This is a genomic window from Nocardioides sp. NPDC087217 (genome assembly GCF_044744805.1).
Lineage (GTDB): Bacteria > Actinomycetota > Actinomycetes > Propionibacteriales > Nocardioidaceae > Nocardioides.
The window spans coordinates 154,583-174,267 of the sequence record NZ_JBIUZB010000005.1 but is presented as its reverse complement, the minus strand read 5'-3'; the positions used below and the strand labels follow the sequence as shown (position 1 = coordinate 174,267).

Below are 19,685 nucleotides of genomic sequence, written 5' to 3'. Positions count from 1 at the left end.
CGACGCCGGCTCAGTCGACGGTCGAGCCCTCCAGCTCGTCGACGAGCACGAGGCCACGCTCGGCCCAGGCGACCGCGGCACGCGCCTGGTCGATCAGGCCGTCGTAGGCGAAGATCTTGTAGCGCACGATCCGGTCCCACTGGCTCGCGTCGTAGTGCTCGAGCCGCCGGGCCAGCGTGGGGTGGCTGCGGTCGACGAGCGTGGCCCGGGTGGCCTCGAGCATCGCCAGGTGCTCGGTCCAGTGGTCGCGGAACTGCTCCAGCTCGGCGCGCGCGGCGCCGGGTTCGGCCCACTCCAGGTAGGCCGCCTTGAGGTAGGCGGGCTCCCGCTGCCGGCGGATCTCGATGGGCGAGTCCATCCACTCCCGGAAGGCTGCGATCCCGGCCTCGGTGACGGCGTACTCCTTCTTGGTGCCCTTCTTGCCCCACGGCACGACCGCCGACTCGAGCAGGCCGTCGCGCTCCATCCGGTTCAGCTCCGGGTAGATCTGCGAGTCGGGGGCGTGCCAGACGTGGGCCACCGACTGGCTGAACTGCTTGGAGACGTCGTAGCCGGTCATCGGGCGTGAGGTGAGCAGCGCGAGCAGCGCGAACCTCAGCGACATCGTGACCCCCTCTTCACGCAGTGATCGTGGCGCGAGCGTACCCGCCTCTTGCAACTAACTATAGAGATAGGTAGTTTGTGACGAGCACAACACCTATATCCATAGGGAGTTTCCCCATGACCATCCTGGATTCGCCGCCGGTCACCGCCGCCAGCAAGATCTTCAACTTCCCCCGCAACGCCTGGTACGTCGCGGCCTGGGACCACGAGGTGACCGCGAAGCAGCCGCTCGCCCGCACCATCGCCGACCGTCCGCTGGCGCTGTGGCGCAACAGCGACGGCCGCGCCGTCGCCCTGGCCGACGCCTGCTGGCACCGGCTGGCACCGCTGTCGAAGGGCAAGGTGCTCGGCGACGAGATCCAGTGCCCCTACCACGGGCTGCGCTACAACTCGGCCGGCCGCTGCACGAGCATGCCCGCGCAGGAGACGATCAACCCGAGCGCGATCGTCCCGTCCTACCCGGTCGTGGAGCGCCATCGCTACGTGTGGGTCTGGGTGGGCGACCCCGACCTCGCCGATCCCAGCACGGTTCCCGACATGGAGCAGATGGACTCTCCGGAGTGGGCCGGCGACGGCGAGACGATCTACGCGCCCTGCAACTACCAGCTGGTGCTCGACAACCTGATGGACCTCACCCACGAGGAGTTCGTGCACAGCTCGAGCATCGGTCAGGACGAGCTCTCCGAGGCCGAGTTCGAGGTGAGCCACACCGATCGCGGCGTGACCGTGACCCGCTGGATGCGCGACATCGACGCGCCGCCGTTCTGGCTCAAGAACATGCGCGACCGGTTCCCCGGCTTCAGCGGGAAGGTCGACCGCTGGCAGATCATCCACTTCGAGGCCCCCTCGACGATCCGCATCGACGTCGGCGTCGCCAAGGCCGGCACCGGCGCCCCCGAGGGCGACCGCAGCCAGGGCGTCAACGGCTTCGTGATGAACACGATCACCCCCGAGACCGCGCGCACGTCGCACTACTTCTGGGCCTTCATGCGCAACTACCGCCTGGAGAGCCAGACGATCACGACCCAGCTGCGCCAGGGCGTCCACGGCGTCTTCGGCGAGGACGAGGAGATGCTCGCCGCGCAGCAGCGCGCGATCGACGCCAACCCGGAGCACGAGTTCTACAGCCTCAACATCGACGCCGGCGGGATGTGGGTACGCCGGATCCTGGACCGCATGCTGCAGGCGGAGGGTCTCCCCGCCGCCGCGGCTGCGAAGTGAGGCGGCCGCCATGGCAGTGAACACCCAGACCTGGTGGCAGCAGGGCCGTGTGGTCGAGACCGATGACCTCGCCGAGGGCGTACGCCGCATCGTGCTCTGCCCCGACCGCCCCGTCCACGCCGCGCCGGGCACTCATATCGACCTCCGGCTCGACCTCGACGGCCATGTCCGCACGCGGTCCTACTCGGTCGTACGCTCCGAGGACGGCGGCCGCCGGCTCACCCTGGGAGTCCAGCTGGCGCCGGCGTCCCGCGGCGGATCGCGCCACATGCACGGCCTCCGCGTCGGGGACGTCGTCGAGATGACCGGTCCGGTCCAGAGCTTTCCGCTCGGGGTCGGCGCCGACCGGTACGTCCTGGTCGCCGGCGGTATCGGCATCACCGCGCTGGTGGCGATGGCCGACACCCTGCGCCGCCGCGGCGCCGACTACACGCTTGTTCTCGCCGGCCGGCGGCGAGCGGTCATGGCCCACCTCGACGAGCTCGTCGAGGTGCACGGCGATCGTGTGCGGGTGTTCGTCGACGACGAGGACGTACGCCTCGACGTGGAGGCGCTGGTCGGCGAGATCGCCGCCTCGGCCGCTCCGACGCGGACCGAGATGTACATGTGCGGGCCGATCCGGCTGATGGACGCGATCCGCCGCGCCTGGGTGGCCCATGAGCTGCCCGAGCCCAATCTGCGGTTCGAGACCTTCGGCAGCAGCGGCGCCTGGGCGGCGGAGGACTTCGTCGTGCACCTCCCCCAGCTCGACCGCTCGGTCCGAGTCGGCAAGGACAGCTCGATGCTCGACGCGCTCGAGGACGCCGGCGTCGACGTGATGTGGGACTGCCGCAAGGGCGAGTGCGGGATCTGCCAGGTCAAGGTCCTCGACGTCAGCGGCCGGATCGACCACCGAGACGTGTTCCTGAGCCAGCAGCAGAAGGAGACGTACGCGTCCTTGTGCCTCTGCGTCGCTCGCGCCGCCCGCGGCGAGTCGGGGTCGGGCTCGGCCGACCCCGCTGCCGTGACCCTCCACCTTCCGTGAAACCCCACCCCGAAAGAGATCCGAGATGAACCTTCGTGCGCGCATCGACGCCGCCGCGATGACTCCGTACCAGTGGATGGTCGTCGCCCTCTGCGTCCTGCTGAACTGTCTGGACGGATTCGACGTGATGGCGATGGCCTTCACCGCCTCCTCGCTGACCGAGGAGTTCGCGCTGAGCGGCTCGGAGCTCGGCGTGCTGCTGAGTGCCGGGCTCGTCGGCATGGCGGTCGGCTCGCTGGCACTGGCTCCGGTCGCCGACGTCATCGGCCGTCGTCCGCTGATCCTGATCAGCGTCGGTCTGGCGACCCTCGGCATGCTGCTCTCCGCGGCCGCCCCGTCCGCTGTCCTGCTCGGCCTCGCCCGCGTCGTCACCGGGCTCGGCGTCGGCGGCATCCTGGCGAGCACCAACGTGATCGCGAGCGAGTACGCCTCGGCCCGCTGGCGCGGTCTGGCGATCGGCCTCTACACGGCGGGATACGGCATCGGCGCCACCCTGGGCGGCGTGGCCGCCCGCGGCATGCTGGCCGACCTCGGCTGGCGCAGCGTCTTCGTCGCCGGCGGCGTCGCGACCGGGATCGCGCTGATTCTCCTCGTGGTGCTGCTGCCCGAGTCGGTCGACTTCCTGGTCCAGCGCCGGCCGCGCCAGGCCGTCGAGCGGATCAACCGGATCCTCGGACGGCTCGGTCAGCCCGCGATCACCTCGGACGCTCTGGAGTCCGCGCCGCGGCCGACGACCCGGCACCGCAGCGGCAACCCCGGTGTCCTGCTGGGTGCTGACCTGCGCCGCTCGACCCTGCTCATCTGGGTGGCGTTCCTGGCCACGATGTTCGGCTTCTACTTCGTCAACAGCTGGACCCCGCAGCTGCTGGTGACCTCCGGGATGTCGGAGGCGGACGCGGTCACCGCCGGCATGATGCTGGCGCTGGGCGGCACCGCCGGCTCGGTCCTCTACGGCCTCGTCGCCTCCCGGCTGGACAGCCGCCTGGTGCTGATCGGCTTCACGGTGCTCTCGGCGCTGACGATGGTCGTCTTCATCACCAGCACGACCCTGCTCACCGTCGCGCTCGTCATCGGCGTGCTCGTCGGGGCGCTCATCAACGGCTGCATCGCCGGCCTCTACACGATCACCCCGGCCGTCTACGGCACCGAGATCCGCAGCACCGGTATGGGTTGGGCGATCGGCATCGGCCGCATCGGGGCGATCCTGTCGCCGATGCTCGCCGGGCGCCTGCTCGACGCCTCGTGGACGCCGGTCAACCTGTACGTCGGCGCTGCCGTCGTTGTCGCGATCTCCGCCTTCGCGCTGCTCTTCCTGCGGACCGGGCGGGCCGCTCGGACCGTTCCCGACATGGCCTCGGCCTAGGCGTCGGGAATCGGCCCGTCCCGGGTGCAACCGGGACGGGCCGTGGACCGTCTAGATCGGCAGGACGCCCGCTCGGGGCGTACGACCGACGAGGAGTCCACCCATGTCCACATCCCGCATCCAGCTCCGTGCCGCGCTCGCGGCGACCGCCGTTGTCGGTCTGCTCGGCCTCGCCGGGTGCGGGAGCGAGCCGGCCCCGTCGGCCGGGTCGCCCTCCGCCGCCCCCTCCTCCTCGGCCCCGTCATCGGCCCCGTCCTCAGCTCCGTCCTCCGAGCCGCCCGCGACTCCGACGCCGGCCCCGTCCGAGGTCCCGATCACGGCCACTCCGACGCCGAACCTCGACTGGGGCGGCCCGCTGGCTCCTGGAGCCTTCGGGAGGATCAAGGCCGAGGGCAACGTACGTTCTCTCGTGCAGCAGGGCTGGATGACCCGCGACACCGCGCGCGAGGAGATCTGCGAGGGCAGGCACTGGAAGTGGGTCGACCAGGTCGGCGACGGCGTCGACGTCATCTACGACCAGCAGGGCGAGATCGCCTCCTTCGGGATGAGCAAGCCCGTCCTGGAGACTGCTCGCGGCGTCACGATCGGCGACTCCCTGATGGTCCTCAAGGACATCTACGGGACCGGCGCCCAGCAGACCAACGACTACGGCCAGACGACCTGGGTGGTCAAGGACAGCGACCGCTGGATCGGCTTCCTGCTCTCCGGCAACACCCGCGACGCGAAGATCGAGTTCATCGAGGTCTCCGTCGGACGCCAGCCCGGTCTGCTCCGCGACGGCTGCTGATCCCTCACGCCGGTCGCCTCCACCGCGGCGTACGGTGGAGGCGACCGGATCCCGTTCTCGTGGAGGTATCCCTTGTCCCGTCGTGCAACGGCCGCTGCTTTCGCTGCCTGTGGCCTGCTGACTCTCGCCGCCTGCGGAGAGAAGGCAGACCCCGACGACCGCAACGAGGTGAGCGCCAAGCTCGCCGACCCCGACGGGAAGAAGGTCGGAACCGTCGAGATCGAGGAGGACGACGGGGCCACCCAGATCAACGTCCGGGTGAGCGGCCTGTCGGCCGGCTACCACGGCTTCCACGTGCACACGACCGGCAAGTGCGAGGCCGACAGCACTGCGCCGGACGACCCGTCGAAGACCGGCGATTTCCTCTCCGCGGGCGGCCACCTCAACCCCGACGACAGCGCCCACGGCGAGCACCTCGGCGACCTGCCGGCGCTCCTGGTGAACGAGGACGGCACCGCCAGCCTGGAGTTCACCGGCCCCTTCACGCTCGACGACCTGCGGGACGCGGACGGCAGCGCGGTCATGATCCACGCGGATCCGGACAACTACGCCAACGTCCCGGAGAGGTACGCGCCCGAGGGCCCGGACGAGGACACGACCAAGACCGGCGACGCCGGCCACCGCATCGCCTGCGCCGTGATCAAGGCCAGCTAACCCCTCTTCGCCGAGTCGGCGCGTTCTAACGAGCCGACTCGGCACAGATCTCGGTCAGGACGAGCCGACTCGGTAGGGCCGGCCGCAACCAACGATCGCCGGGAAATGGAACGACATACAGCGCCGCTCGCCGCAGACTGGAACGGTGACCACCGACCTCACCCAGACTGACATGGCCCACCTGCGACGCTGCCTGGAACTGGCGGCGGAGGCGCTGGCGGACGGCGACGGACCGTTCGGGTCCGTCCTGGCCGACAGCACCGGCACGCCGCTCCAGGAGGGTCGCAACCGCGAGCACTCGACCGGCGACCCGACCGCTCACCCGGAGATCGAGCTCGCCCGCTGGGCGGCGATCCACCTCGACCCGGCGATCCGGGCCGGGGCGACGGTCTACACCTCGGGCGAGCACTGCCCGATGTGCTCGGCCGCGCACGGCTGGTCGGGAGTCGGACGGGTCGTCTACATCGCCTCCTCCGCGCAGCTGACGCAGTGGCGGGCCGGCTGGGGAGCGGCGGAGTCGCCGGTCCGGGCGCTGCCGATCCAGGAGGTCGCGCCGGCGGTCGATGTCGTCGGCCCCGTCCCCGAGCTGGTCGACGAGATCCGCAAGCTCCATGAGGCGGCAGCTCGGGCCTGACCACCGGTCGGGGCCGCACCTCGCGTCCTCGTGGGACAGTGATCGAGTGATCACCGCAGCAGACTTGGCGCAGGCGGTCGCGCCTGCGTTCGCGGAGCTGTCTCAGGCCGGAGAGACGACCCGGCCCGTGCTCGGCGTGGAGCTCGTCGAGGCCGACGGACCCATCCAGGTCGAGCGCGGCGACGTGGTCCTGGCTGTGGGCGTACGCTCGCTGGACGACGCTCTGGAGGTCGTCGGCAAGGCACGCGACGCGGCGGCGCTCGTGCTCCGGCGTTCGTGGGCCGACCGCGACGAGGTGCGTCGCCGCTGCGCCGACCACGGGCTGCCGCTGCTGGCGATCCCGGACGAGGCGCCGTGGTCGCCGGTGATGGCGATTCTGAGGAAGACGCTCGAGGCCGCGCAGACCGGGCGGAGCCCGGAACCGGCCGACGACCTCTACTCCGACCTGTTCGACATGGCCGACAAGGTGGGCGCGTTGCTCGGGGCCCCGGTGACGGTCGAGGACGCCGCCTCCCGGGTGCTGGCCTACTCCACCGGTCAGGAGGACGTCGACCAGGCGCGGATGTCGACCATCGTGGGCCGCCGGGTGCCGCGCGAGGTGCGCAACCATTTCCGCTCGGTCGGCGTCTTCCGACACCTCGCCCGCTCCGACGAGCCGCTCTTCGTGCCAGCGGCGACCCCGGGCACCCGGCCTCGATACGTCATTCCGGTGCGCGCGGGCGGCGAGTGGCTCGGATCGATCTGGGCCGTGGTGGACGAGCCACCCCGAACAACACGATCGGGCGAGCTGCGAGCCGCCGTCGACGTGATCGCCCTCTACCTGCTGCGCCTGCGTGCCCAGACCGAGCTGCACCGTCAGACACAGCTAGACCACGTCCGCACCGCGCTGCGCGGCGACACCACGGACCGACCCGACTGGCTCGGTCCGGAGCCGTGGCGGGTGGCTGCGCTCATCGGCCCGGAGGGCCTGGGCATCGAGGCGCGTGCCGAGCTGTGGGTGATCCTGGCGCGTCGGCACGGCTGGCGCCAGCCGGTCGTGGTCGACCTCGACGGGCTCCTGTACGCGGTGCTGTCCGACTCGTCCGGCCCCGGTTCGACCGCCTGGTTCACCGACCTGGTCCGCGCCGAGTCAGGACACAGCCCCACGGTCGGGCTGCGGCTCGGCTCCGCGGTGGAGACGCTCGCCGAGCTGATCCGGTCCCGGACCGAGGCGGCCGAGCTGTCCACCGTCGAGCTCACCGGCCGACGCCGGGCGGTGGCCGCGGTCGAGGACTGCTGGCCCGAGCTGGTGCTGGCTCGAGCCTTGGCGGGGTTGGCCGGGATGCCGCTGGTCTCTCCGGTCGTCAGGCTCACTGCTCCCGAGGCCGACGCCACGCTGCTCGCGACGCTCGAGGCCGTCGTCGACCACTGGGGCGAGGTCGGCCGGGCGGCGCGGGTGCTGGGGGTGCACCCCAACACCGTGCGCTACCGCCTGGCCCGACTCTCCGAGGCCTGTCCGCTCGACCTCGACGACCCCGCCCAGCGCCTGGCCGTACGCCTCGAGCTGGCGCGTGCCCGCGCCGACGCTGCAAACGGGTGATGCTGTCGGCCCCTACCGCAGCGGGTCGACCGGGCGCAGCTCGTCGGGGCGTACGCCGGTGGCGATCTGCTCGGCGAGCAGCCGACCGGTGACCGGGCCCAAGGTGATCCCCCACATGCCGTGGCCGCCGGCGACGAAGACCTTCGGGTCGCGCGTGGCCCCGACGAGCGGGAGCCCGTCGGACGTACACGGCCTGGCACCGACCCACTCGTCCTCGCGCTGGTCCAGGTGGACGCCCTTGAGGAGCGTCCTGGCCTCGGTCACCAGGGCCTGGATCCGCCGCGGGTCCATCGGCGCGTCGACGTCGCGGAACTCCATCATCCCCGCGATCCGCAGCCGGTCGCCGACCGGCGTGCAGGCCACCCGCTGGGTCGGGAAGTAGACCGGGCCCCGCGGCTGGTCGTCGACCTTGACCGTGAACGAGTATCCCCGTCCGGCCTGCACGATGCGCCGGACGCCGTAGTCGCGGGCGAGCCGGTTGAGGCGGGCGCCGGTGGCCAGCACAGCGGCGTCGTACCGCTCCCCGGCGACCTCGACGCCCGAGCCCGAGGAGGCCACATCCTCCGCGTCGTGGTCCGTCAGGATCCGGCCTCCGCGAGCGCGAACGGAGGCGGCGATGGACTCCACGTACGCCGCGGGGTCGATGAAGCGCTGGTCGCGGATCCGGATCGCGGTGGCGATGCCGTCGGCGAGCGCGGGCTCGTCGGCGCGAGCGGTCTCACCGTCGACGAGATCGAAGTTGATCTCCTGGCCGCTGGCCCGGATGTGCTCGAACTCCTCGAGCAGCGCCTTGCTGTCCTCCGCGGTCCGGAACGCGGCGGTAAACGGCTCGGCGAGCTTCGTCCTCGCCGTCACGCCGCCGCGCTCGAGGTCGTCGAAGGCCGCGAGCGCCCCGTTGTTGAGCGGGATCAGAGCCGCCATCGCGCGCTGCCACCGCGGGTGGGTGCAGTTGCGGCCGAACTGCGCCAGAAAGCGGAGCAGACGCGGGTTGGCGGTCGGCGGGATGTACACCGGGGAGGAGGGGCTGAGCACGGCCCGGAAGCCATAGGCCAGCACCGAGGGCTCCGGGAGGGGCACGGCCATGCTGGGCGTCAACCACCCTGCGTTGCCCCAGCTCGAGCCCGCGGCGACGTCGTCGCGGTCGAGGACGGTCACCTCGACACCGGCCTCCTGGAGGAACCATGCGGTGGACAACCCCACCATGCCTGCGCCGACCACGACGACACGCTCGGGACGTGAGTGCCTGCTGGAGTTCATGACTCCATCGTCAGCTGCCACACGCGGCTGCTCGTTGGCCGTCGCCCACAAGTTCAAGGGCTGCGGCTGTGCTCCCTCCACAACAGCACCCTGTTGTCCCCGCCACACCTTTCTTGCATTGACTGCAACTTGCACTCACTGCAAGAATACTCCCGTGCCCACCTCTGCCCCGCCTTCGAACGCCCGCGAGCGTCAGAAGCGGGAGCGTCGGCTGGCGCTGATCGAAGCTGCTCAGCGACTGGTCGGCGAGCGTGGTCTCGATGACGTCACCGTGGAGGAGATCAGCGCCGCGGCGGGGTTGTCGACGCGTACGTTCTTCAACTACTTCGATTCCAAGGACGACGCGGTCCTCGGCATCCAGGAGATCGAGCTGGATGCCGAGGTGCGCGCGCAGTTCGTCTCCGGCGGGCCGTCGGGGCGGCTGATGACCGACCTGCAGGCGCTGGTGGCGGGCTTCCTCAAGGACGCCGCGCCTAACGTCGAGCAGGTCGAGCGGGCCATGCGGCTGCTGGCCTCGGAACCCCGCCTCATGCAACGGCACGTCGCCTGGCACCAGCGCGTCGCCGGCGAGTTCGAGGAGCTGCTCGCCGAGCGACGCACGGCGCGGCCCTCCCCTGTCGACGACGACACGATCGGGATGGTTGCCGGGCTGCTGATGCGATCGAGCGCGCTCGCCTGGGCGCGGTCGGGCTACGAGGGTGATGCGGTGGCGCATCTGCCCGAGGCCGTCGCCCAGCTCCGCCTGCTCCTCGACGACTAGCCGCACCTCTCTCGGGACTTCTCACGTCACACGGGACCCGTGTGTCACCACCTCTTCAACTCCTGCCTGTTCAACTCCCGCCTGGAAGGTCCAACCCCATGAGTCATACGGTCGCCCCCGACGCGCCCGACAAGCCGTTGGTCGTGCTGACGCCGCGTACGATCTGGCTGATCTTCGGTGCCCTGATGGCCTCGATGTTCCTCTCCTCCCTCGACCAGACGATCGTGAGCACGGCGATGCCGACGATCGTCGGGGAGCTCGACGGGGTCGAGCACCAGGGGTGGGTGATCACCTCCTACATCATGGCGATCGCGATCGTGATGCCGCTGTACGGGAAGTTCGGTGACCTGTGGGGTCGCCGCTGGCCGTTCCTGGTCGCCGTCGCCCTGTTCACGCTCGGCTCGCTCTTCGGCGGGATGGCGCAGACCTTCCCCGAGCTGGTCGCCGCCCGCGGTCTCCAGGGGCTCGGCGGTGGCGGGCTGATGATCCTGTCCCAGGCGATCATCGCCGACATCGTGCCGGCCTCCGAGCGCGGTAAGTACATGGGCCCGATGGGCGCCCTCTTCGGCATCTCCGCCGTCATCGGACCGCTTCTCGGTGGCTGGCTCACCGACGGCCCGGGCTGGCGCTGGACCTTCTGGATCAACGTACCTGTCGGCATCATCGCGTTCGCGGTGGCCTGGTTCGCCCTGCGGCTGCCCTCGCACCGCTCCGGACGCCCGGTCGACTGGCTGGGGATCATGTTCATGGTGCTCTCCACCTGCGGCATCGTGCTGCTGACGTCGTGGGAGTCGCTCGGCCACGACGGCTACGACTGGTCCTCGCCGCAGCTGCTCGCGCTGCTCGTCGGCACCCTGGCCTCGGTGGCCGCCTTCATCGTCACCGAGACCCTCGCGCCCGAGCCGCTGATCCCGCTGCGCCTCTTCAAGAACCCGACGTTCACGGTGACCACGCTGATCGGCCTGGTCCTCGGGATGGGCATGTTCTCGGCGATGGCGATGCTGCCGACGTTCCTGCAGATGTCGACCGGCGCCTCGATCACCAGCTCCGGGCTGCTGATGCTGCCGATGATGGCCGGCATGATGCTGACCGCGATCGGCTCGGGCATCGCGATCTCGAAGACGGGTCGCTACAAGATCTTCCCGATCGCCGGTCTGCTCATCACCGCGGCCGGGATCGCCTGGATGACCACGATCACCGGCGACATGTCGATGGTCGTCTTCGGGCTGATGATCTTCGTGCTCGGCGCCGGGATGGGCCTGGTCATGCAGACCATCGTGCTCGCCGTCCAGAACGCCGTCGACCCGCACGAGCTCGGCACCGCGACCTCGGCGAACAACTTCTTCCGGGAGATCGGTGCGACCGTGGGCACGGCGCTGTTCACGACCGTTTTCACCACGCGGCTGTCCGACAACTTCGGTGGCCTGGCCGAGAAGATGGCCTCCTCGGGGATGATGCCCGCCGACGGTGCCGGGTTCTCCGGCGGGAGTCTCACCCCGGCTGCTGTCGAGCAGCTGCCCGAGCCGCTCCACACCTGGGTGGTCGACGCCTTCACCGAGGCGCTCGCACCGGCGTTCTGGTACCTCGTGCCGCTGATCCTCCTCGGTCTCGCGCTCGCGCTGTTCCTCAAGGAGGTCAAGCTCTCCGACGAGGCCGGCATGGTCGCTCGCGGGGAGGCAGTCGCAGGCTGAGGCTTCCTTGACGGTCGCCGTGGCAGGGGGCATTCTCCTGTCACGGCGACCGTCCGCTCGAGGGACGTGCGCAGCTCTCGGAAAGGCATGCCATGCCAGCTCGCGCCCTGCCCCTCTCGATCGCGACGGTGTCCGCCCTCGTCGCGAGCATGCTGCTCGGTGTGGCACCGGCCTCGGCGGCTTCGGCCGGGGACGTCGTCCTGGAGACTCTCTCCAACCGGGCCGATCTGGTCTCCGACGGCAACGCGCTGGTGCGAGTCACCCTGCCGAAGGGCGCGGACCCGGACGACCTGAAGGTGTCGTTGAAGGACCGCGACGTCACCGGCGCCTTCGCGGAACGTCCCAACGGCGAGATCGAGGGAGTCGTACGCGGCCTGCGGGTCGGGACCAACGAGCTGACCGCTCGCCTGCCTGACGGTCGTGGCGCCTGGCTCACGATCACCAACCACCCGCGCGGCGGGCCGATCTTCTCCGGACCCCAGCTGCAGCCGTGGCGCTGCCAGCCGACCGCGACGGACGCGCAGTGCAACCAGGAACCGGCGATCAGCTGGCTCTACAAATCGACAAATCCACTGCTCGACGGGCTCCAGCCGTACGATCCCGCGAACCCTCCGCGTGACGTGGCCACCACGACCACCGACGAGGGCGTGACGGTGCCGTTCGTCGTACGTGTGGAGACCGGCTACCAGAACCGCGACCAGTACCGGATCGCCGTGCTCTGGCAGCCCGGCAAGCGGTGGCAGCGCTGGCGTCCGCAGCAGCAGTGGAACAACAAGCTGTTCATTCCGCACGGCGGCAGCTGCGGGGTCGACCACGAGGTCGGCACCGCGCCGACCAAGGACTACTCCGGCACCTTCGACCTGGGCGTCCCGCTCGTCGCCGACGCACTGGGCGACAGCCCGACCGCCGCCCTCGGGCGCGGATTCGCGATGCTCTCGACCGCGCTGGCCAACACCGGCCACAACTGCACCGTCACCAGCGCGGCCGAGTCGCTGATGATGGCCAAGGAGCACCTGGTCGAGACGTACGGCGACCTGCGCTACACGATCGGCAGCGGCTGCTCCGGCGGCTCGATCGCGCAGCAGACGATCGCGAACGCCTACCCCGGGATCTACCAGGGCCTGGTCGTGACCTGCTCCTACCCCGACTCGCTCTCGCCTGGCCTGCAGTTCTCCGACTACCACCTGCTCCGCAAGTACTTCGAGAGCTCCCAGCGGCTCACCGACGGCAAGTTCTGGAACCCGCTGCAGTGGGCGGCGGTCGAGGGCCACCTGCTGCCGCTCAACGCGGTCACCGCCGACGAGGGCCTGTTCAAGCAGGCGGTCATGCCGACGCACCCCTGCGCCGGGGTCAGCGACCAGGAGCGCTACGACGCGGAGAGCAACCCCGGCGGCGTACGCTGCTCGATCATCGACGGCGCGATCAACATCTTCGGCCCGCGGCCGGAGAGCGTGTGGACGCCCCAGGAGAAGCAGATCGGGCGGGGCTTCGCGGGCTCGCCGCTGGACAACACCGGTGTGCAGTACGGCCTCGAGGCACTCCGTGCCGGGGCGATCACCCCGGAGCAGTTCGTCGACGTCAACGAGAAGATCGGCGGGCTCGACATCGACATCCAGCCGCGGGCACAGCGCTCGGTCGCGGACCCGACGGCGCTCACCAACGCCTACCGCAGCGGGATGGTCAACACCGCCAGCAACCTGGCCGACGTGGCGATCATCGACCACCGCGGGCCTGACCCGGGCATCGCGCACGACGCCCGCTGGTCGTGGGCGATGCGCGACCGGCTGACCAGGGAACAGGGGCACGCCGACAACCAGGTGATCTGGTACGGCGTGACACCCCTCATCGGCGACCCGAGCTACTCCAAGGAGGCGCTGCTCGCGATGGACCGCTGGCTGGCCTCGGTGGAGGCGGACGAGCGTGACGTACCGCTGGCGGACAAGATCGTCCAGGACCGTCCCGGCGACCTGCACGACCGGTGCACCCAGACCCAGGGAGTCTCCAGCCAGGACGGCCTGTTCCTGCCGGTCGCCGACCCGCTCGTGGACGACCTGACCGGCGGCGCGCTCGACGGCCTGAACCCCGCCCTCAACCCGGTCCTGGACCCCGCGCTCAACCTCGTCGTCGACCCGGTCTCGGACCTGGTGTGCGGGCTCGGACCGGTCAGCGAACTGGTCAAGACCGACTTCGCGACGCCGCGGATCGTGGCCGGCGACAACAACCACTCCGACAACGCCAAGTGCCAGCTCAAGCCGCTGCGTCGGACCGACGACTACGGCGCCTTCGGGCTCACCGACTCCCAGTGGAAGCGGCTGGAGACCGCCTTCCCCAGCGGGGTCTGCGACTACAGCAAGCCGGGTGTGGGCTTCACCAGGACCGTGCCGTGGCTGACCTACCAGCGAACCGACGGCTCGGTCGTCCACGGAGGTACGCCGATGGGCACGGCGCCGCAGTCGGCGCCGTTCGGTGGCGCGGCCGACGAATAAAAGGCCAGCCGTCATCGGCGACTCGCCGCTAAGGTCTCGCCCATGCCTTCCCCGGAGCCGACCTTCGTCCTCGTCCACGGCGCCTTCGCCAACTCGTTCTCGTTCGCACCGCTGCAGGCAGAGCTCGCGCTGCGCGGGTTCCGCTCCCTCGCGGTCGACCTCCCCGGCCACGGCTTCGAGGCGACGTTCCCCGCGGCCTACCAGGCGCCCCAGGACCTCGCCGAGCTCGCCTCCGCCCCGGGTGGCATCAAGGGCGTCACCCTCGCCGACAACGTGGCTCGCCTCGTCTCGGTGCTCGAGCGGGCCAAGGAGCACGGCCCGGTTATCGTCGTCGCGCACAGCCGCGGTGGGATCACCCTGACCGCGACCGCCAACGCCCGCCCGGACCTGATCGACTCGATGGTCTACGTCTCGGCCTGGGCCCCGGTGGAGCTGGATGCGGTTGCGTACAACGCCGAGCCGGAGATGGCCTCCTTCGACGCCTCCGCGCTGATCGGCGCGGCCGCTGCGAACCCCGCCGACGTCGGCCTGCTGCGCTGCAACTTCCGCACCGCCTCCCCCGAGGTCCTCGCCGGCCTCAAGCACGCCTTCATGGCCGACGGCACCGACGACGAGTTCCGTACGTTCCTCAACACCTTCCAGCCCGACGAGAACCTCGACGCGGGTGGCCCCGAGGACCGCGCCCAAGCGTCGACGTGGGGAACGGTGCCCCGTGCCTACGTACGCCTCAGCGAGGACGTCAGCATGCCGACGGCGATGCAGGACCGGCTGATCCGCGAGGGCGACGCCCTCACCCCGGACACCCCGTACGCCGTCCACACCCTGACGTCGAGCCACCTCGGCTGGCTCGTCCACCCGGCGCCGGCCGCCGACCTCCTCGCGGAGATCGCGGCCGGCTGACGAGGCCACTTACAGCGCACTCACCACGGCACGGGTCCGTTGGTGTCGACGAACGTCCCTGACGGGGCTTCGTCGGGCAGGGACGCCGCGCGGACGATCACCTCGGCGGCCTGGTCCGCCGTGGTGGGCGCGTTGTCCCGGTTGATCGGGGTCAGGTCGGTCTGCACGAATCCCGGGCACACCGAGGTCACCTTGACGGGAGTCTCGGCGAGCGCCTTCGCCAGCGCGATGGTCACGTTGTTCAGCGCGGCCTTCGACGACTGGTAGGCGGGCACGACCATGCCGTAGTAGGGAGACTCCGGGTTGGTCTGGTCGGCCAGTGAGGCCATCGTGGTCGTCACGTTCACGATCCGCCCCGCCTCGCTCTTCCGGATGAGCGGCAGGAACGCCTCGAGGACGGCGACCGCGCCGATCAGGTTGGTCTCGTAGGTGAGCCGGAACATCTCGAGGTCGACGACCTCGGCCGGGTCGGGGTTGGTGGCCTCGGGAAGGACGCCGGCGTTGTTGACCAGAACGTCGAGGTGCCCGTACGTCGCGGCGACCTGATCAGCAGCGCGCTGCACGCTGTCGCGGTCGGTGACGTCCAGCTGGAGTGCCGAGGCCGAGTGGCCGTCGCGGTTGAGCCGGTCGACTTCGGCCTCGAGAGTCTCGGGACGGCGGGCGGTCAGGATGACGTGGCTGCCGCTCTGGGCCAGCTGGCGTGCCGTGGCCTGGCCGATACCGCGGCTGGCTCCGGTGACAAGGGCGACCTTCATGTGCTTCCCATCGTTCGAATTGGTTGCTTCATGAACCATTCAACCGATGCCGGTCCGCCACTTCTGGCGGCAATCAGACGTCGCAGGAGCCCGGCTAAAGCGTTTCCACCCTTGATGTCACCCCTGGTTCACTGTCCCGGTGGCATCCTCCCCCGGCTCCCTCTGGCACACCCTGATCCACCTCCGTGGCAACCCACGCGCATGCGTGTGGACCGAGCCGATGTGGGGCCTGTCGATGGCGCTGGTGCTGCCATACCTCTCCGTCTTCATGCTCACGCTCGGGCTGCACGACGCACAGATCGGCCTGCTGGCGACCGCCGGGATGATCTCCCAGGTGTTCTTCGGGCTCGCCGGCGGCATCATCACCGACCGGATGGGACGTCGGCTGACGAACGCGGTCTTCGACGTGATCGCCTTCGTGATTCCCTGTCTGATCTGGGCATTCGCCCAGGACTTCTGGGCCTTCCTGGCCGCGTCGCTGCTCAACGGGGCGCTGCAGGTCACCGCGAACGCCTGGGACTGCCTGATGGTCGAGGACGCCGAGCGCGACCAGCTCACCGGCATCTACTCGCTCGTGCGGGTGGCGGCCGACTGCTCGGCGCTCTTCGCACCGATCGCCGCCTTCATGGTCGCGCAGTTCGGCCTGGAGCCGGCGGTGCGGGTGCTCTTCATCAATGCCGCGGTCGTGATGCTGGCCAAGGTCATCCTGCTGTACGCCGCCTCCACCGAGACCCGACAGGGCCGGATCCGGATGGAGCAGACCCGACACGAGAGCCTCTGGCGGCTCTTCGTCGGTTACCGCGAGGCCGCGAGACTGCTGGCCCACTCGCGCGGCTCGCTGCTGGCGCTGGCCATCGCCGCCGTCGTCGCGGCCGTCACCCTCGTCAACGCCACCTTCTGGCAGGTCCTGGTAAACCGACACCTGCACGTGCCCGACCCGGTGCTGCCGTTCTTCCCGATGGTGCGCTCGCTGCTGTCGGTGCTCTTCCTCTTCACCCTCATCCGCCGGCTGACCTCGGGGCACGACCTCAAGCAGGCGACCTTGTGGGGCTTCGGCATCTATCTGGCCGGCCAGCTCGTGCTCGTCGTGATCCCGGCCGCCGAGGGTGACGCCGACGTCGTGACGTACGCGCTTCTCGGGGTGTGCCTCCTCCTCGACGGCTTCGGCGCGGGGATGCTCTTCATGCTCTCGGAGTCGCTCGTCGCCTTCCACGTCGACAAGGACGAGCGGTCACGGGTGATGGCGCTGCAACGCACCGCGGTGATGCTCGCTGCCGCCCCGTTCGGCTGGATCTCCGGTTGGCTCTCCGGGATCGATCGCACCTATCCGTTCTGGCTGACCACCGCGTTGCTCGCGATCGGCCTGGTCACCACCGCCATCTGGTGGACCGGGCCTCGCAGCGAGCAGCCGGTCGAGGTCGTGACGGCGGATCGAGCCTGACTGGCGTGCGGTCCTGGACGCCCTCGCTACCGAGTGGGGGGACTCCAGCAGCAGGGGCGCCCGGACCGCACCCGGAGGTGATAGCACGCATCCTGCACCCAGCGTCACCAAACCTCGACATCTGGTAACGGATGTTCTCATCCGAGCCGGCTGTGCATGTCTGCCAAGAGATGACCCACGAGCTGAGCCGGCGCGTCCTCCTGGAGGAGGTGACCGGCGCCCTCGATCCAGGACAGGCGCGCGTGCGGCACGCGTTCGTGCAGCCACTCCGCGTACTCGGGCGGAAGTATCCGGTCCTGACGTCCCCAGATGATGTGCACCGGGAGCGAGAGCTCGCCCAGCAGGGGCTCGTACTCGACGGTGTCGGCCTGGTGGATCTGGCTGTACTGGCGATAGAAGGCGGCCTGTCCGTCCGGTCCGCGCCACGGGTCGAGGAACGCGTCCAGGACACCGGGACGGAAGCCGACCTGGGTCGCGTTCCTCAAGTGGCTCGCGACCAGCGCTTCGTGAGCGTAGGACGGAAGCTGATCGAAGACGTCCGGATGGTTCAGGATGAGCCGGAAGAGACCGCGCTCCCACTCGCCACCGCTGACGGCATCGAAGAGCGTGAGGTCGCGGTAGGCGGCACCCTCGACGAGCAGTGCGCGCAGCGCTATCGCGCCCCCGATGTCGTGGGCCACGACGCTGGGGCTGGACAGCCCCCAGTGGTCCAGGAGTCGCGTGAAGTTCTGCGCTTGGGCGGCCAGGCTGAGGTCTTGGCCTTCGTGCTTCTCCGAGACGCCGAAGCCGAGATGGTCGAAGACGTAGACCGTGCGCTGACGTGACAACGCTGGAGCGATGTCGCGCCAGAGGTACGACGAGTACGGAGTGCCGTGCACGAGGACGATCGGGTCGCCCCTGCCGAGCACGCTCCACCGCACCGTCCCACCTGGCGTAGAAAACTCGTGGTCCAGGACCCAATCCACTGCTCTCGCCTCCCGTCACGCGCAGCGGGTGCTTGGTAACGACTCAGATCGACGTTAGCCAGCGGCTCAAGTCAGGGCGAAGGTGCTGGAGCGCCGTCCCGCGGTGCCACCGACGGTGAGCGCACCGCGGTCGTGCTGGAGGTAGTCGCCGCGGTCCGTGGCCACCTGCAGCGAGATCCCGCCCTTGACCGGGATCCGTCGGAAGCTGGCCTCAGCGGCGTACGCCGGGCCGGACTCGACCGGGTCGATCCGGACGGTGCCGCCGGTGACCCGGACATGTCGGTCCGGGAAGTTGACCGACTGCAGCGACTCCGAGCCGTCGCCCGCCAGACCGGGGACGAAGCGGAACTGGCTGTTGGCGAGGTCCCTCGGGGCATGGTCCACGCGCACGGCGTACTCGTAGTGGCGTACGAACGAGCCCGGCACATCCAGCGGGGTGAGCCGCACGATCGGCCCGCCCTTCCCGACCGGGACCCCGAACATGGGTGTGCCGTCCGCGTGCCACACGACCTTCTGCACGCGAGCGTGCCGGTTCGGGTCGTAGAGGGGATCGCCGGTGATGTCGCGGTAGTCCCGGGCGTGGTAGACGAGAACGTCGGTCACGCCGTCCTCGGCGACCGTGAACGAGTTGTGGCCCGGGCCGTACTGCCCGGTCTGCACGTTCGTCGTGAACACCGGATCGGGGCTCTTGACCCACGACGCCGGGTCGAGCAGGTCGGCGTCGGCCGAGGCGGTGAGCAGGCCCATGCAGTAGCGCGAGTCGGTGGCGCTGGCCGAGAACGTCATGAAGACGCGGCCGTTGCGGACCAGCACGGCGGGCCCCTCGTTGACCTTGAAGCCCTGCACCTCCCAGCTGCGGGTCGGTGTCGCGATCCGTGCCGGGAAGGTGCTGATCGCGAACGGGGAGCTCATCTCGGCGATGTAGAGGCTGGTGTTCACCGCGATCTCGGGCTCGCTCTGCGCCCAGACCAGGTAGCGGCGGCCGGCGTGCTCGAAGGTGGTGGCGTCGAGGGCGAAGCTCTGCCACGGCGTGACGATCTGCTGCGGTGCGCCCCAGCCCGCCGGGTCTCGCGGGTCGGCGAGCGCCGACTCCATGACGTACATCCGGATCCGGAAGACGTCGTCGGAGTCGCCGGCCGCGAAGTAGACGTACCAGCGACCGTCGATGCGGTGCAGCTCCGGCGCCCAGATGTGACCGCCCATCTTCCCGCTGGCGGGGCGGCGCCAGATCACCGATTCCGCCGCGGTGGCGAGGCCGGCGAGGGAGGTTGACCCGCGGATCACCAGACGGTCGTACTCCGGTACGGAGCCGGTCAGGTAGTACATCCCGTCGACGGGCCGGGTGACGAACGGGTCGGCTCGACGCTCGACGAGCGGGTTGAGGGTCGGCACTCCCCAGATCTCGGCGTCGCTGGGCATCGGCGTGGACGGCGCCGCGGCGGCTGGCGCGACGTGCCCGGCGAGGGCGGCCGCCGCCCCGAGGCCGACCCCGGCCTGCAGGAGGTGTCGTCTGCTGAGGCCGGCCCGGAGGCTGAGGTGGTTCAGGTGATCGGACATGGATGCTC

Annotated in this window: 17 protein-coding genes; 12 read left to right on the top strand and 5 right to left on the bottom strand. The window is 70.1% G+C overall.

All coding sequences use genetic code 11. The features are described 5' to 3' along the window. Positions 1 to 10: 10 nt before the first annotated feature. Positions 11 to 604 carry a PadR family transcriptional regulator gene (locus ACIO3S_RS21565; protein ID WP_400467778.1) on the bottom strand — a complete coding sequence of 198 codons (594 nt, stop codon included), beginning with the start codon at positions 602 to 604 and terminating at the stop codon, positions 11 to 13. 116 nt (positions 605 to 720) lie between these two features. Between ACIO3S_RS21565 and ACIO3S_RS21560 the strand changes: the two genes are divergently transcribed. From ACIO3S_RS21560 to ACIO3S_RS21530, 7 genes are all read left to right on the top strand, one after another. After that, entirely contained in the window at positions 721 to 1,824 is a 1,104-nt protein-coding gene (locus ACIO3S_RS21560) for a Rieske 2Fe-2S domain-containing protein (protein ID WP_400467777.1), read from the top strand. 10 nt (positions 1,825 to 1,834) lie between these two features. Next, positions 1,835 to 2,848 carry a PDR/VanB family oxidoreductase gene (locus tag ACIO3S_RS21555; protein ID WP_400467776.1) on the top strand — a complete coding sequence of 338 codons (1,014 nt, stop codon included), beginning with the start codon at positions 1,835 to 1,837 and terminating at the stop codon, positions 2,846 to 2,848. Positions 2,849 to 2,873: 25 nt separating this feature from the next. Next, positions 2,874 to 4,211, top strand: coding sequence for an MFS transporter (locus ACIO3S_RS21550; protein ID WP_400467775.1), 1,338 nt, complete (start codon positions 2,874 to 2,876; stop codon positions 4,209 to 4,211). Positions 4,212 to 4,314: 103 nt separating this feature from the next. Continuing rightward, a complete protein-coding gene (locus ACIO3S_RS21545) occupies positions 4,315 to 4,998 on the top strand; it encodes a hypothetical protein (RefSeq protein WP_400467774.1) in 684 nt (227 codons plus the stop codon). A 72-nt stretch (positions 4,999 to 5,070) separates the two neighbouring features. Next, positions 5,071 to 5,652, top strand: coding sequence for a superoxide dismutase family protein (locus ACIO3S_RS21540; RefSeq protein ID WP_400467773.1), 582 nt, complete (start codon positions 5,071 to 5,073; stop codon positions 5,650 to 5,652). 145 nt (positions 5,653 to 5,797) lie between these two features. Then, entirely contained in the window at positions 5,798 to 6,286 is a 489-nt protein-coding gene (locus tag ACIO3S_RS21535; RefSeq protein ID WP_400467772.1) for a nucleoside deaminase, read from the top strand. A 46-nt stretch (positions 6,287 to 6,332) separates the two neighbouring features. Next, positions 6,333 to 7,865, top strand: a complete 1,533-nt coding sequence (locus ACIO3S_RS21530) for a PucR family transcriptional regulator (protein WP_400467771.1) — start codon at positions 6,333 to 6,335, stop codon at positions 7,863 to 7,865. Positions 7,866 to 7,877: 12 nt separating this feature from the next. On the opposite strand, the gene ACIO3S_RS21525 is transcribed toward ACIO3S_RS21530, so the two are convergent. Then, on the bottom strand, positions 7,878 to 9,122 hold the full coding sequence (locus ACIO3S_RS21525; protein ID WP_400467770.1) for an NAD(P)/FAD-dependent oxidoreductase: 1,245 nt from the start codon (positions 9,120 to 9,122) through the stop codon (positions 7,878 to 7,880). A gap of 154 nt (positions 9,123 to 9,276) precedes the next feature. Here ACIO3S_RS21525 and ACIO3S_RS21520 point away from each other — a divergent pair, with 154 nt between their 5' ends. The 4 genes from ACIO3S_RS21520 (at position 9,277) to ACIO3S_RS21505 (ending at position 14,959) form a co-directional block, all read left to right on the top strand. Further along, a complete protein-coding gene (locus ACIO3S_RS21520) occupies positions 9,277 to 9,882 on the top strand; it encodes a TetR/AcrR family transcriptional regulator (RefSeq protein WP_400467769.1) in 606 nt (201 codons plus the stop codon). Positions 9,883 to 9,980: 98 nt separating this feature from the next. Beyond that, positions 9,981 to 11,573 (top strand): MDR family MFS transporter, encoded by a 1,593-nt coding sequence (locus tag ACIO3S_RS21515; protein WP_400467768.1) that lies wholly within the window; start codon positions 9,981 to 9,983, stop codon positions 11,571 to 11,573. 92 nt (positions 11,574 to 11,665) lie between these two features. Beyond that, positions 11,666 to 14,059: a DUF6351 family protein gene (locus ACIO3S_RS21510; RefSeq protein WP_400467767.1), complete on the top strand. Its 2,394-nt coding sequence runs from the start codon at positions 11,666 to 11,668 to the stop codon at positions 14,057 to 14,059. A 42-nt stretch (positions 14,060 to 14,101) separates the two neighbouring features. Beyond that, positions 14,102 to 14,959 carry an alpha/beta hydrolase gene (locus ACIO3S_RS21505; RefSeq protein ID WP_400467766.1) on the top strand — a complete coding sequence of 286 codons (858 nt, stop codon included), beginning with the start codon at positions 14,102 to 14,104 and terminating at the stop codon, positions 14,957 to 14,959. Between the two features lie 20 nt (positions 14,960 to 14,979). On the opposite strand, the gene ACIO3S_RS21500 is transcribed toward ACIO3S_RS21505, so the two are convergent. Beyond that, positions 14,980 to 15,714, bottom strand: a complete 735-nt coding sequence (locus ACIO3S_RS21500; RefSeq protein WP_400467765.1) for an SDR family oxidoreductase — start codon at positions 15,712 to 15,714, stop codon at positions 14,980 to 14,982. Positions 15,715 to 15,853: 139 nt separating this feature from the next. On the opposite strand from ACIO3S_RS21500, the gene ACIO3S_RS21495 reads away from it, so the two are divergent. Continuing rightward, complete coding sequence (locus ACIO3S_RS21495; RefSeq protein ID WP_400467764.1) at positions 15,854 to 17,155, top strand: MFS transporter; 1,302 nt, start codon at positions 15,854 to 15,856, stop codon at positions 17,153 to 17,155. 137 nt (positions 17,156 to 17,292) lie between these two features. Here ACIO3S_RS21495 and ACIO3S_RS21490 read toward each other — a convergent pair whose 3' ends face one another. Next, on the bottom strand, positions 17,293 to 18,075 hold the full coding sequence (locus ACIO3S_RS21490) for an alpha/beta fold hydrolase (protein WP_400467763.1): 783 nt from the start codon (positions 18,073 to 18,075) through the stop codon (positions 17,293 to 17,295). Between the two features lie 111 nt (positions 18,076 to 18,186). Continuing rightward, the gene (locus tag ACIO3S_RS21485) at positions 18,187 to 19,677 is read right to left on the bottom strand and encodes a family 43 glycosylhydrolase (protein ID WP_400467762.1); all 1,491 of its coding nucleotides are present in this window, start codon (positions 19,675 to 19,677) and stop codon (positions 18,187 to 18,189) included. Positions 19,678 to 19,685: the final 8 nt, after the last annotated feature.